Below are 13,924 nucleotides of genomic sequence, written 5' to 3'. Positions count from 1 at the left end.
AGGGCGAAGGAACCCGACGAAGTCGGGCCGGAAACGGAGCTGCGGGTTTTGCCTACTTTGGCCCCATCAAAGTAGGTCGCCGAGGGGCGAAAAGGTGACCTGAGCCGAACCCAAATGCACCTGACAAAGAAAAGCCGCTGTGTGACGCAGAGCGTCACGAACTGCATTCCCACGCGGAGCATGGGAACGATAGTCAACCGTCCGACTTTTTGGAGTCAGTTCACTCCAGCGTGGGCATGCCTTTCTGGACGCTCTGCGTCCGCTCTTGAGTGCGCGGCGCGAGTGTCGCTTAAAAATCTCCGCGCAGGGTCAGGACGTAGTTGCGCGGGTCGCCGTAGTAGTTACCGCGGTCGATGTCGCCGGTGGCCTTGTAGTATTTGCGATCCAGCAGGTTGTTGCCGTTGAGCGCCACCGACCAGTGTTCGTCGATTTTCCACGCGACCCGGGCATCCCAGACGGCCCGGCCAGCGTTATCGATGGGTTGGGTCGACTCGTGTTCCGAGTAGCCGCTCTGCGCCGACACTCCGCCGCCGACGCTCAACCGACGCCAGGCGCCGGGCGGGGTGTAGCTGGTGGTCAGGCGCAGCATATGCCGGGGTGTTTCTGCTGAAATCGATTGCCCGTCACTGCCGCGGGTGATGTTGAACGTGTACCCGGCCAAAGTCTGCAACCCCGGTAACGGCTCGCCGCTGACTTCCATGTCGATGCCCTTGCTGCGCCGGATGTCACCGTTCAGGTAGCAGGTCCCATAGGCATCATTGCTCAGGCACTGACCCGCATTGGCATCATCTTCGACGGCCACGTCCTTCTGCTTCACATAGAACAGCGCCAGTGACAGGTTCAGACGTTTGTCGAGCAGCTCGCCCTTGATGCCGGTTTCATGGCTGGCGCCGATGGCCGGATCAAGCAGCGTGCCTGACGCGGTTCGATAGGCGCTTTGCGGCAGAAAAATATCCGTGTAACTGGCGTACCACGACCAGTCCCGGGTGAGGTCGTAGATAACCCCCGCAAACGGCGTGACCTGATTGTCCTCCTGCGCGCGACGGTTTACGCCTGCGGACGTGGTCTGATAGTCATAGCTGCTGACCCGGCCACCCATCACCAGGCTCAACGATTCTGTCAGGCTCAGGCGCAGGTTGCTGTAGACGCCATAGCGCTTGTCGCTGTAGTCCGTGCTGCTCCAGGCCGGGCGCGTAGGCTCGGCAATCGCATCGTGGTCGGGGCTGAAGATAGCCAGCGGCTGATTGGCGTTGACTGTGGCATAGCGCGACTCGCGTTTCTGCTCGGACCCATTACCGCCGACGGTCAACTGGTGAGTCAGGCCAAAGGCGTCGAACCGGCCGTCCAGGTGCGCGTCGATGCCATTGCTATGGATATCGTCCGAGCGGAACAGGGTTCTGACCAGTCGGGAACCGCTCTGCGTCGCTGGATCAATAGCGCCCTGTGCGTAGGCCACCTTCTGATCGAAAGCGCCATCGGAGTGGGTTGCCGACAGTGTGCCGCTCCAGTTCTCGTCAAAGCGGGTTTCCAGCTCGCTGAACACTTCGTCGGTGCGGGTCTGGTGGCGGTTCCAATCCTGGGCCAACGACGTGGAGCGCGGCAGGTCGATGGCCTTGCCGTTACTGTAGCGGGGCAGACCGAAGATCGAAAAGCCTTGGGTGTCCGCGTTCTGATGGCGCACGCCCAGGGTCAGGGTGGTGTCTTCGCTCAGGTCGGTTTCCAGGATGCCGTAGAGCAACGGCGCGGTTTTCTGCAGACCATCGGTGAAATAGCCGCGGTCTTCATAGGACGTTACAAAACGCCCGCGGACGCTGCCTGAATCGTTGAGTTTGCTGCTGCCATCCAGATCGACCCGGTAGTTGTCCCAACTGCCTGCGCGCGTGGTAATCGAGAACTGCGGCAGGGCGGTCGGGCGCTTGCGGACCAGATTGACCGCACCACCGGGGTTGCCCGCGCCGATCAGCAGACCGGCCGCGCCGCGCAGCACTTCGACGCGGTCGTAGATTTCCATGTCCGGGGTCATCCAGCCGGTCACGCTGTAACCCTGACCAGCCACGCCATCGATGATGTAACTCTCGTCCTCCAGCGCGAAGCCTCGAGAGCTGAAGACATGAGAGCCGAAGTTACGTTGAGAAAAGGTGATGCCGGGCGTTTGGGCCATCACTTCGTCGAGGCCGGTGAGGTTTTTGTCGTCCATCACCTGGCGGGTCATGACGGTGACCGACTGCGGCGTTTCGCGCAGCGACTGAGCGGTCTTGTTGATACCCACGCCAGTGGCCGCATACGAGCCGCTGCCCTCGGTGGTGATGCCGAACGAGTCGCCCTTGATCGCCACCGGCCCCAGGTTCATGGTGTGTGCGGAGGCAGCCGCGCCAAGGGTCAGGGTGTTGTCTTCAAGACTGTGCGCTACGTTGGCTTTTTTCAGCAGGTCGGCCACTGCCTGTTCGGGCGTCAGCCTGCCATGCACCGGGCTGCTGAGCTTGCCGTTCAGGTCGTCGGGGTTATAGAGGATTTGCAGATCGCACTGGCGGCCCAATTCCTTCAGGGCACTGCTCAGGGTCTGGGCCGGGATATCGAACTCGAATTCCTCTGCCAGTGCCTGTCCCTGAACACTCAACACCAGCAACAACCCCACACCGCCCAGACGCAGGCCGAGCGTTTTCACGCGGCCTGTGCGCAGACGGCTGGAGGATGTTTGCATGGGAGGGATGGCTCGTTGAGATCAATGGCGAAGGATAATGCATTTGCGGCAGCCCGGTCGCGTGCAGAGCGCTGTATCACGAACCGAAGCCGCTCCGCGCGGGGCATGGGCACGATGGTGCCGCGCCGCGCGATCAACGCTTCGCTTGCTCGCGAAGAGGCCTGTCCAGTCCCGGAAATCAGGGCGTTTGAACCATTGCCTTCGCGAGCAAGCTCGCTCCCACAGGGATTTTCATAACGCTGAGCTTAGATCAGAAATCCCCCCGCAAGGTCAGGACGTAGCTGCGCGGTTCGCCGTAGACGTTGGAGCGGTCGGTGGCGATCGAGGTGGTGTAGTACTTGCGGTCGAACAGGTTTTCGGCGTTGAGTGACACCTTCCAGTTTTCGTCCAGTTTCCACGACGCCCTGGCATCCCAGATGGCTCGGCCGGCCACGCCCAGTTCTTTGTTGGACGGCACTTCGTAACCCGAATCCGCCGACACTCCAGCGCCCAGGGTCAGACGGTTCCAGGCACCCGGCAGGTTGTAGCTGGTGTTGAGGCGCAGCATGTGTTTCGGCGTTTCGTAAGCCACATCCGAGTCGCCGTTGTTGCGCAGCATGTTGTAGGTGTAACCGCCGAACACTTGCAGCCCCGGCAGCACTTCACCGCTGGCCTCGACATCGACGCCCTTGCTGCGGCTGATGCCGTCCTGCAGGTAGCAGGAGCCGTCGGAGCTGGTAGGGCACAGTTCAGTGGTGTTCACATCAACGGCAGCCACATCTTTCTGCTTGATATAGAACAGCGCCATCGACAGGTTCATGCGCTTGTCGAACAGCTCGCCCTTGAAGCCGGTTTCGTAGTTGGAACCGATGGCCGGATCCAGTGGTGAGCCGCCAGCGGTGACGTAGTTGGCCTGTGGCGTGAAGATGTCGGCATAGCTGGCGTACCACGACCAGCTGTCGTTGATGTCATAGATCAGGCCGGCGAACGGGGTGAATTCCTGAGTCTGCTTGGATTCGTAACTATTTGCCGCACCGGTTTTGACGTCGTACTTGTAGTCATACCAGCTGAGGCGCGTGCCCAGCACTACGCTCAACGGTTCGCTCAGGTGAATACGCGTGTTGGCGTACAGGCCCGCACGTTCTTCGGTGGTGTCGATGTCATTTTGCCAAGCGGGACGGGCCGGTTTGGCAAACGCATTCTCGTTGACGTCGAAAACGTTGACTGCGGTGCGTCTGGTCACGGTCGCCTGATGCGTGTTGGCGTTCTGCTTCGACCAGTCGGCACCCAGGGTCACCTGATGTTCGAGGCCGAACGCGTTGAAATTGCCTTCCAGCTGGCTGTTCAGACCGACGCTGTCGACCTCGTCCTTGCGGAACAGCGTGCCCTGGAAGTTGGAACCCGCCAGCGTCACGGGATCCACTGCGCCCCGTGCGAAGGCAATGTTCTGATCGAAGCCACCCTGGGAATAGGTCAACGACGTCCGGCTGGTCCAGTCCTCATTGAAGCGATGCGCGACTTCGGTGAACACCTCGGTCATGTCGCTTTCATGGCGGTTCCACTTCTGCGCCAGGTTGGTCGAGCGCGACAGGCCCAGCGACTGGCCGTTGCTGTAGCGCGGCAGGCCATAGATCGAGTAGCCGTTGATGACCTGTTCCTGACGACGCAGGCTCATGGTCAGGGTGGTGTCATCGCTCAGGTCGGCTTCGACGATGCCGTACAGCAGCGGCGTACGGCTGTCGCGACCGTCCAGGTAGGAGCCGCTGTCATCGTAGGCCGCGACCATGCGCCCGCGCAGGGTGCCGGAATCGTTGAGCTTGCCGCTGCCATCCAGGTCGACCCGGTACTGGTCCCAGGAGCCGGCGCGGGTGGTGATCGAAAATTTGTTCTCGGCGGTCGGGCGTTTGCGCACCAGATTGACCGCGCCGCCGGGCTGACCGGCACCGACCAGCAGCCCTGACGCGCCGCGCAGCACTTCCACACGGTCGTAGATCGCCATGTCCGGCTGCATCCAGCCGGTGATCTGATAGCCCTGACCGCCAATGCCGTCGACCAGGAAGCTCTCCGCCAGCAGCGAGAAGCCGCGCGAGGTGTACACGTGACCGCCGAAGTTACGGTACTGGAAGGTGATACCGGGAGTGTCTTCCAGCACGTCGCTGAGGCTGGTGAGGTTGTTGTCATCCATGACTTGCCGAGTCACCACGCTCACCGATTGCGGTGTTTCGCGCAGCGATTGCGGTGCACCCTTGCCGATACTCACTGCGCCGGTGGTGTAGGAACCGGTGCCGTCGGTGCTGGTGCCCAGGTAATGCGAGTCGATTGCGGTCGGGGCCAGATTGACCGTGCCCGTCGTGTTCGAATCGTCTGCGACAGTTTCCTGCGCCTGGCCGGCGACCGGCATGCACAGCGCAAGACCCATGGCCGCCATGGATGGCCGGGAGCGGAACATCTGACTGAGCATCAACGCTTTGCTGAGCGGGGTGAGTCGTGACGGGTTGTGCATGAATTGGCTCTTTCCAGTGAGTATCGGCAAGGAGATTGGGGGCGTCGTTCAGTTCTGCGCAGTCGGGTCCAGCCGTCGACCGGGCAGGCGTGAGCTACTTTTTATGGGGCGTTGCGCGAGAGATGGCTGGGCGCGCAATTCGCTGTTAATGAGAACGAAAGCGAATAACGTTTATTTAATGTTTTTTTCACAATTCACTAAAAAACATGGCGTTTGGCTAGCAATTGAGCGTGGCGCGGAGTGCGCAGGCAAAAAAAGCCCCGCTCACGGACGTACCGGGCGGGGCGTTCAAGGCGTGGGTGAATCACGCCGGAATAGTTTTGTCGCGGGTTTCGCTGTGAACCTGTTCGACCTGAATCTGCCCGGCCTGCATCCGCACCAACTGGTCGGCGACGTAGAAATAGCGGTCGTCATGGGAGATCACGATGATGGTCTTGCCCTGTTGCTTCAGTTCCGGCAGCAGCTCGGTGTAGAACACGCGACGGAACGCCGGGTCCTGATCGGCGGCCCACTCGTCGAACACCAGCACCTGACGCTCGTCTAGCCACGCATTGATCAGCGCCAGACGCTTGCGCTGACCGGTCGACAGATCGGTGGTGGTGAAGGCCCCGTTCTCGATCCTGACCTTGTGCGCGATGTCCAGGCGCTCCAGGTATTTGCCCGCGTCCTGCGGCAGCGCGGCCTGACCCTGCAACGGCTCGTCGAACAGGTAGTAGTCGGCGAAAATCGTGGTGAACAGCTGGCGGTAGTCATCCAGGTTTTCCGCGCTGACGGCCTGGCCATTGAGGCGGATCTCGCCCTGTTGCGGCGTGTACAGGCCCAGCAGCAGCTTGATCAGCGTGGTCTTGCCACAACCGTTCTCGCCGACGATGAACACGATGTCGCCCTGTTTGATGCTCAAATCGACCGGGCCGAGGTGGAAGGCATCGCTGCCCTCGACCGGCGGGTAGTCATAGCGCAGGTTGTGCAGTTCCAGCGTGTGCATGCTGGCCAGCGACGTCGGGCGGTCACTGACCAGCAGGTGCGGTTCGGGGCTGGAGAATTTCCATGACAGCTCGGCAATGCGGCGCATGGCGATCTGCGCACGGCTGATGCCGGGCAGGGCAGTAATCAGGCGTTCCAGCGGGCCTTTCATGTACAGCATCACCAGCACGAAGCCGCCCAGTACGGTCTTTTCGGTCGTCGGCCAGAGCGCCTGAAAGGCAATGGCCATGCCGATCACCGCAAAGAACAGCATCGAACCGAAGGTTTCCGCGCTCACGAAGATGTTGGCAGCGCGAATGTTCGAACGGCAGATGTGTTCAGTGGCCCCGTGAATCTTTTCGTCGAGCATGTGCTGACGACGTTTGCGCTGAATGCGCAGCTCCTTGGCGCCTGCGGACAGCGCCTGATAGTGTTTCTGCAATTCGTCTTCGCTGTTGCGCGCGGCCAGAATGCTGCGCATGCCGAACGCATGCGCCAGGTATTGCGCGCCGGTGCCGAGCACCACGGTGAGCACCGTCAGTGCCAGAATCTGCCAGGACAGCACGGCCAGATAGGCCAGGCAGCCTAGTGTGACAGTAAACGAAATCACCATCGGCGCGACCGACAGGGCAAAGGTGCTGATGGTGTTGACGTCGTTGAGCAGCACCGGGATCAGGCGGTGCGCGCGATAGCGTTCCAGCTGCTCGATGGGCGCGACCAGCACCTTGGCCGCCAGCTCGCGGCGCAGGTTGGCGACGACTCGCTGGCCAACGTAGTTGGTCGACAGGTTGGACAGGGTCGAGCACGCCAGGGTCAGCACACACAGGCCAGCAAACAGCAGCGCGGTCTGCGTGTCCGGCCCGCCGGGCATGTTCATCGCGTTGTTGATGGTGGCCAGCAGGCCAGTGACGCTCAGGCCGCTGACAATCCCCAGCAAGGTCGATAGCGCCACCAGCCACCAGAATGGCTTGAGGATTCTCAGGGTTTCCCGGGCGAGGCTTTCAGTTGTGCGGGTCATGGTGTGTCTCGTCAGTGTCCGTGAGTGCGGCCCGGCCTGATTCAGGCCCCGGATGCGCATGAAGTCCGTCAGAGGTCGCGGGCGACCCGGAAGCCCAGCCAGTCACCCCGTACATCCGGCTGGCGACTGTTGCGGTTGCCGGAGCGCGAGAAAATCGGCGCTTCGGTCCAGTCATTGCCGCGAATCATCTTCCAGGTGCAATCACCGGCCAGCCATGCGCTGCCATCGGTGGGCGCGCCGTTGTAGTTGCTGGTTTCGCAATCGGCAGTCCATTCGTAGACGTTGCCGTGGGCGTCGTAGATGCCGAAATCGTTGGGGCTGTAGCTGCCAGCGGGTGCCGTGTAGCTGAAGCCGTCTTCCGGGCCGTAGGTGTTGGCGTGTTTGGCGATGCTGTAGGGCTTGCCTTCGTCCATAGGAAACGGGAAAGAGCCCTTGCTGCCGCCGCGTGCCGCGTATTCACGCTGTGCTTCGCTGACCATGTGGTAGGACTTGCCGGTCTTTTTCGACAGCCATTCGACATACGCCTTGGCTTCGTTCCAGTCCATGCACACCGCAGGCTGACGCGGGCTCAGCGGGTAGCGCGGCGTGCCGGCCTTGCACTCGCGGCCTGGTCGGGTATCGCCGTCCGGCATTTTGTAGCCGGAGCTCTTGATGTAAGCGTTCCACTCGCCGCTCAGCACCTGAAAACGGCTGATGGCGAAGGGTTTGGCGAAGGTCACGTCGTGCAGAGGACCTTCGTCCGGCTGACGACCCAGTTCCTCTTCGGGCGCACCCATGGTGAAGGTGCCCGCAGGCAGCACGACCATTTCCGGGCAGTCCTTGCAGTCCTTGAACACCTTACCGGGCGCGGGTACCGGCGTGGCGGCCAAGGCGCTGTCGCAGAGCAGAAGGCCGAGCAGGGCGGACAGGGGCAGCAGTGTTTTTTTCATGACGGGTCTCGATGGAAAACGGAAAACAGGTGATCGGTGCATTTGTGTCAGGCGCGCCGGGCGAGCAGCGTCATGAAACGATCGATTTCGGCTTCGCTGTTCAGCAGCCCCGGCGCGGTGCGCACCACCGGGCCGACGTCGCGACTCACCGCGTCAACGACCATGCGCTGCCTCATCAGCCAGGCCGCCACGTCGTCGCACGACTGGCCCTTGAGCCGGAAGAAGCTGAAGCCCGCCGACAGCGCAGGGTCCATGGGCGTCACCAGCTCGACATTGGGCTGGGCCTTGAGGCGCTGTTTGAGGTAACCGTTGAGCTGGTGAATACGTGCCTGCACATCGGCCTTGCCCAGTTGCAGGTGCAATTTGAAAGCCTCGTTCAACGCCCAGCGGTGTTCGAACGAGTGGTAGCCACCGGGCGTCATGATCGTGCTGAAACCGGTGGCTTCCGAGAATGTCGGGATCAGCGGCGTGAGGTCCTTGACCTGTTCCGAACGGGCGCAGACGATGCCGGTGCCGCGTGGTCCGAACAGCCACTTGTGGGTGCCGGCGACATAGAAGTCGCACTTCATCTCCGGGAAATCGAGGTTCTCGACGCCAAAGCCATGCACGCCGTCGACCACGTAGAGGATGCGGTCCTGGTCGTCACGGTCGCGGTTGTGTTCCTCGACCAGATCGCCGATCGCACCGATGGGCAGTTTTACGCCGCTGCCGGACTGCACCCAGGTCATGCCCAACACCCGCGTCTTCGGCTGGATGCTGCGCGCGATGGCGCCGATGATTTCATCGGCCGAGACGGTAGCCGGGTCCTTGAACAGGCGAATCTTGCGCACTTGCGTGCCGTCGCGCTGCTGACGGAATTTGAGGATGTCGCGGACGCAGGAGTGCTCGTGTTCGGTGGTCAGAATCTCCTGATCTGGGCGCACATGAAGACCGCCGTAGATGATTGCCAGGCCTTCAGTGGTGCTGCCGGTCAGGGCGATTTGGCCGGGCTGGGCGTTCAGGTACTTGCCGGCCCAGACGCGAACCTCGTGTTCGCGGCGCTCGGTCTCTCCCAGGTCCCAGTCCATGGCCAGACCGGGATTGCGGTCGATATGCGCGCGATGCTGTTCGATGGCCTGACGAACCGGTGCAGGGTGCGAGGTGACCAGAAAATTGGAGAGGTGAACGTAGTCCGGGTCTTGATTGAACAATTGTTTCAGGCGCGTCCATTTATCCGTGGAGGCCGGTTGAGTGGCTGGCGTCATGGCCGCCGTTGCAAGACCGGAGCCCAGGGGCAGGGCCGCCGCGAGCAGCCCGGCCTGTTTGAGGAAGGTTCTGCGATCAGTCATGAGCGTCTGCGCCTGAGGGTCGGGTAGCGGCGTTTGAGAGATTCATGTGCTTCACATCCGGACGAGCAGCAGCCTGAACCTGCTCCCAGACGCGTAGGAAATTGCCGCCCCACAGCTTGGTGATATCCGCCTCGGCGTAGCCGCGCTCGATCAGTTCGGCCGTCACGTTGCGGATTTCGCTGACATTGTTGAAGCCTTTCACGCCGCCGCCATCGTTGAAGTCGGAGCTGATGCCGACGTGGTCGATGCCGATTTTGCGGACGGTGTAATCGATGGCGTCGACGAAGTCCTTGACCGTGGCTTTGGGCTCCTCCTCGAGAATCGCGTACAGCTTGCTGGCATAGGCGCCGAAGCGTTGTTCCGGCCAGACGGTGATGATCGGGTCGCCGGGCATCAGCGCCATGGCCAGGTTCGGCAGCGGTGGCAGGTCGAAGTCCTTGCGCAGCGCGTTGAGCTTGTCCTGGGTTTTCTGGCTCAGCGGTTTCAAATAGGCCGGAAACGCGACGATCTGCACCACACCGCCGCTGCGCTTGATGAGCTGCAGTTCCTCGTCGCTGAGGTTGCGCGGGATGTCCACCAGCGCACGCGGCGCCGAGTGCGAGGCGACCATCGGCGTGCGGCTCAGCTCGCTGACCTGTTGCAGCGCCTTGCTCGACATCTGCGACACGTCGATGATCACGCCCAGGTCGTTGAGGCGTTGCACGGCCTGCCTGCCGATCTCCGACAGGCCGCCCAGAGCGTCGGGAGTGTCATTGAGAAAGGGCAGGGGACGTGAAGAATCGGCCCAGCTGTTGTTGCCGACATAACTGAAACCGAACATGCGCATGCCGCGTGCGGTCCAGTGGTCCAGCAGGCTCAGGTCATTGCCCAGCGGGTAGGCGTTGAGCATGCTGATGAAGATCGCAAACTTGCCTTCGCCGTGCAGGCGGCGCATGTCGTCCGGGGTGTAGGCGATGCCGACCTGATTGGGGAAATCTCGAACCATGCCGGTGATGATTTTGTAACGCACTTCCTGCTGATGGCGTGCTTCGTCGACGAAACCGGGTGTCGGACGATGCGGGGCGTTGTCGCCGTTCCAGATTTCCGGCCAGCCGAATACCGTCAGTGCAGCCCCGGACAGGCGTCCGCGCGCGGCTTTCACCAGGTCGAACTGCCCCGAGCCGTCCTTGTCGGCTTCGTTGCCCTCGCTGCCGAATTTCATCGGCACGGTGATGTGGCTGTCGAAGGAAATGATCCGCTCCTGCAGGTCGTCGGCCTGTTGCATGACCTTGACCGGGTAGCCTGCCGGCGACCAGTAATTCCAGGCCAGAAAGCCCGTACCTGCACTAATGGCCAGGGCCAGCGGCAGGCCGATGAAGAGAGCTTTTTTCCAACGCGGTCTTGTCATTTCCGTCTCGTGTGGTTAACCGTTGCGCAGCCTGCTACGGCTGTTGCTATCTGGTGGAGAACGAGCGGATCGCCGATAAATTTAGCGCGGGGTCATGGATGTGGGTACAGCGCTAAATTTGTCTGCCGGGTTTACGTTCTAGCTTGGATAACGGCTGTCTCGGGGCTGGAACAGGTAGGGTAATGACGATTTCTCGACGAGGGTTCATAGCGGGGCTGGCGCTGACCGGTGCGGCAGTTCCGGCAGCGTATTACGCGCATCGGGAACTCACCCGGGTCGACCTGCCCGAAACGCCGGGCGAAGCCACGGCTGGGCCTGCCGATACCGCCACCCAGCGGCTGGCCGACAAGCTGCGCGGTGTGTGGACTCTGCGCTTTGAGGGGCGCGATGCCGGGCTGAGCGGTGCGCCGCTCGAAGGCCTGGAAATGTTTCTCGATATTGCCCCGCGCGGTCGCGGTCTGCGCGGCTATATCGACACGGCCGAGCAATTGCGCGGCGATGCGCTGCCGCGTTTTCGGGTGATTGGCGATCTGCAACCGGCCAACGCCGCAAGACTCTATCTGCGGGTCATGGACGGCCATGCCGGCAATGATCCGCACAGCGACAGCCCGGATTACGAATTCAGCCTGACCCTCGATGAAGTCTGGGGCGCGTTCGGTAACGCAGGCAGCGGCACCTTGAGCGGGCGTATTGAGCGTCTGGACCGGCCGCTGGCTCTGCCGGAACTGGACAACCGTCTGATCGCGATCAAACAGGTGTTTCCAGAGGCGCGGGAAAGGGTTGGTCTGAGCCCGCCGTTTCTGGCCTGGCTGGCTTCCAGGGAGCATCGTCTGTTCCATCAGCTCTGGCATGCCTCGCGAGACAAATGGCACAAGTTGCCGGAAGACAAGCGTGACGCATTGCGCGGCATCGGCTGGCAGCCGGGGCCGCGTGATCATGAGCGCGATGCGCGTGGCCCGCACAAGGACCGCAACGGCTCGGGTGAAGACTTCTTTTATATGCACCGGCACATGCTGATCCAGGCACGCAGGATTCAGGACTTGCCGTCCTGGCCGCGTTTTCCGCTGCCGCAGCCTGAGCTGGAGCGCGACCGGCTGGGCTTTGCCCGCTATTTCGACAATCATGACGGTTGTTCGCTGCCGCCCAACTGGCTGGCGCACGGCGACGAGGAATACACCCAGCTGGTCAGCGATATAAAAAGCCATGAGACGTTTCATACGCATTTTCAGGTCTGGGAATCGCAGTATCGCGATCCGCGTTTTTTGTCGAAGCTGACCCTGGGCCAGTTTGGTTCGCAGGTCGAACTGGAACTGCACGACTGGCTGCACATGCGCTGGGCCTCGGTGGCCCGAGATCCGGCCAACGGCCAGCCGGTGCCGATGGCACGTCGTTCGGATGATTTTGCCGAGCGCTGGTTCGAGCCGGAAAACGACTTTCTCGCCGACCCGTTTTCATCGCACGTGAACCCGGTGTTCTGGATGTTCCATGGCTGGATCGACGACCGCATTGAGGACTGGTTCCGCGCCCACGAGCGCTTTCATCCGGGCGAAGTGAAGCGCCTGGAAGTCAACGGCGTGCCGTGGTTTGCGCCAGGCCGCTGGGTGAATGTCAGCGACCCCTGGCTGGGGCCGGACACCCACGGTTGCAGCACCGTACCGGGTCAGGCGGCGGGCACGACCATGGAAATGGACCCGGAAGTCATGAAGCTGGCGCTGCGCATCACCTTTGCGGCCGATGACAAACTGAGCAACTTGCTACGCCGCGTGCCGCGCCGGCCCTGGTATGCACGGAATCTGTTGCCGGACAGGTGGTTTTGAGCAGCGCTGGCTCCTAGGCTCTGTACGAAAAGTGGCTGCGCTCGGTGATGCTGCGTTAAAAACAGGCTCGGATGCGAGTCCAATCGGAATGCTCATTTACAACCCGTAGAGTCGAACGCGACCCCGGCCGTTCCTCGCCTGTTTTTGCCTTGCCTGACCTTCGCTCGCCGACTTTTCGTACAGAGCCTAACGCACTCCGCTCTGTCGGATATTTCATGAGTGACCCCCTGATTCTCGAACAAAAGGCGTAGGGTGGCGCCAGGTCGCAAGCTGTCTGGATGTTCGGCCGTTTCTCATCCCTTCCTTGCTTGCGCCCTCGAGAACACCTTTCATGACACCCGGAATTTTTGACGCGAACAACATTCACTTTGATCTGGGCCCCGATGCCGGTGGCAACTGGTCTGAGGTCATGCTGGAACATCACGGGCTTTACTGTGAGTTCGATAAAACCCTGTCAGGCAACTCCACAGCGCAAAGCTGGAGCCTGGGGGCTATCGGTGTCACGCAGGCTGATCTGAAATCTCTGGTATTGATCCCGGTTGGAGAAGAACGGGATTGCTGGCAGGGGGAATGGCTTTATCTGAAGCTTATGACCGGCGGGTATGTCGATATCGACGAAGCCGGAAAGCAACATCGCTTCATGGCTGGCAGCATGTTCTTCATCGATCCCGGGCAATCCTTTCAGGAGTCGTTTACCCAGCATGGGCAAATGACCGTATTGCGCATTCCCAAGTCCAGTTTGCGCGATCGGGGCCTGAGGCATTCGTTGCCGGGGCTGATGGTTGCCGACATGGAGTCGGCAGACATACGCGCAGCCCGTGACCTGATCCACTGCATCGCGCAGCAACAGGCGGCCCCTGGCTTGGTCATACGCGAGTTGATGGGCAGACAATTGCTTGAGCTGATTGACGCCATGCTGGGCGGCCCCGGCGACAAGGCAGTTTCGCGCAGCACTGATGTCGTGCTGTTGCGCGCCAGACGTTACATTTACACGCGTTTGAGTGACACCGAACTCGACTGCGCGGCCATTGCCGGTGCCGTGCATGTTTCAGTCAAGCACTTGCAACGCTTGTTCCGGAGTCAGGAGACGACGGTGATGCGTGATGTCTGGAATATCCGCCTGCAACACGCACAGCAATTGCTCAGTTCGACCCGCACGCTTCGGCCAAGTGTTCAGGACGTTGCCTGGCAGTGCGGTTTCACCACGGCAGCGCATTTCAGTCGCGCCTACCGGGCACAGTTCGGTATTTGCCCCTCGCATGTTCGGGCTACTTTCAACTGAGCAACTTCTGCTCTCGC

General features: G+C 61.4%; 8 protein-coding genes. 2 read left to right on the top strand and 6 right to left on the bottom strand.

Annotated elements, in window-relative coordinates:
* Positions 1 to 289 precede the first annotated feature (289 nt).
* The 6 genes from GE543_RS08150 to pvdM all read right to left on the bottom strand — a co-directional run bounded on the left by GE543_RS08150 (position 290) and on the right by pvdM (position 10,808).
* Entirely contained in the window at positions 290 to 2,701 is a 2,412-nt protein-coding gene (locus GE543_RS08150; protein WP_153221172.1) for a TonB-dependent siderophore receptor, read from the bottom strand.
* A gap of 250 nt (positions 2,702 to 2,951) precedes the next feature.
* Complete coding sequence (locus tag GE543_RS08145; RefSeq protein WP_153221171.1) at positions 2,952 to 5,183, bottom strand: TonB-dependent siderophore receptor; 2,232 nt, start codon at positions 5,181 to 5,183, stop codon at positions 2,952 to 2,954.
* A 304-nt stretch (positions 5,184 to 5,487) separates the two neighbouring features.
* Positions 5,488 to 7,164 (bottom strand): cyclic peptide export ABC transporter, encoded by a 1,677-nt coding sequence (locus GE543_RS08140; RefSeq protein ID WP_153221170.1) that lies wholly within the window; start codon positions 7,162 to 7,164, stop codon positions 5,488 to 5,490.
* A gap of 68 nt (positions 7,165 to 7,232) precedes the next feature.
* The gene (locus GE543_RS08135; protein WP_024664125.1) at positions 7,233 to 8,093 is read right to left on the bottom strand and encodes a formylglycine-generating enzyme family protein; all 861 of its coding nucleotides are present in this window, start codon (positions 8,091 to 8,093) and stop codon (positions 7,233 to 7,235) included.
* A 47-nt stretch (positions 8,094 to 8,140) separates the two neighbouring features.
* Positions 8,141 to 9,421: an aminotransferase class V-fold PLP-dependent enzyme gene (locus GE543_RS08130; RefSeq protein ID WP_153221169.1), complete on the bottom strand. Its 1,281-nt coding sequence runs from the start codon at positions 9,419 to 9,421 to the stop codon at positions 8,141 to 8,143.
* On the bottom strand, positions 9,414 to 10,808 hold the full coding sequence (pvdM, locus tag GE543_RS08125; RefSeq protein WP_153221168.1) for a pyoverdine-tailoring dipeptidase-like protein PvdM: 1,395 nt from the start codon (positions 10,806 to 10,808) through the stop codon (positions 9,414 to 9,416). Before pvdM ends, GE543_RS08130 begins: the two co-directional genes overlap by 8 nt.
* A 182-nt stretch (positions 10,809 to 10,990) precedes the next feature.
* Between pvdM and GE543_RS08120 the strand changes: the two genes are divergently transcribed.
* Entirely contained in the window at positions 10,991 to 12,625 is a 1,635-nt protein-coding gene (locus GE543_RS08120) for a PvdJ/PvdD/PvdP-like protein (RefSeq protein ID WP_153221167.1), read from the top strand.
* A 331-nt stretch (positions 12,626 to 12,956) separates the two neighbouring features.
* Positions 12,957 to 13,907, top strand: coding sequence for an AraC family transcriptional regulator (locus GE543_RS08115; RefSeq protein WP_046271050.1), 951 nt, complete (start codon positions 12,957 to 12,959; stop codon positions 13,905 to 13,907).
* Positions 13,908 to 13,924 lie beyond the last annotated feature (17 nt).

Source organism: Pseudomonas sp. SZ57 (assembly GCF_009495975.1).
GTDB lineage: Bacteria > Pseudomonadota > Gammaproteobacteria > Pseudomonadales > Pseudomonadaceae > Aquipseudomonas > Aquipseudomonas syringae.
This window is presented reverse-complemented; position numbering and strand designations above follow the sequence as displayed.

Bases quoted from the DNA above. Each gene is read 5' to 3' on its own strand.
- GE543_RS08145 (WP_153221171.1), bottom strand. From the start codon at position 5,183: ATGCACAACCCGTCACGACTCACCCCGCTCAGCAAAGCGTTGATGCTC.
- GE543_RS08135 (WP_024664125.1), bottom strand. From the start codon at position 8,093: ATGAAAAAAACACTGCTGCCCCTGTCCGCCCTGCTCGGCCTTCTGCTC.
- GE543_RS08120 (WP_153221167.1), top strand. From the start codon at position 10,991: ATGACGATTTCTCGACGAGGGTTCATAGCGGGGCTGGCGCTGACCGGT.
- GE543_RS08130 (WP_153221169.1), bottom strand. From the start codon at position 9,421: ATGACTGATCGCAGAACCTTCCTCAAACAGGCCGGGCTGCTCGCGGCG.
- GE543_RS08115 (WP_046271050.1), top strand. From the start codon at position 12,957: ATGACACCCGGAATTTTTGACGCGAACAACATTCACTTTGATCTGGGC.
- pvdM (WP_153221168.1), bottom strand. From the start codon at position 10,808: ATGACAAGACCGCGTTGGAAAAAAGCTCTCTTCATCGGCCTGCCGCTG.
- GE543_RS08140 (WP_153221170.1), bottom strand. From the start codon at position 7,164: ATGACCCGCACAACTGAAAGCCTCGCCCGGGAAACCCTGAGAATCCTC.
- GE543_RS08150 (WP_153221172.1), bottom strand. From the start codon at position 2,701: ATGCAAACATCCTCCAGCCGTCTGCGCACAGGCCGCGTGAAAACGCTC.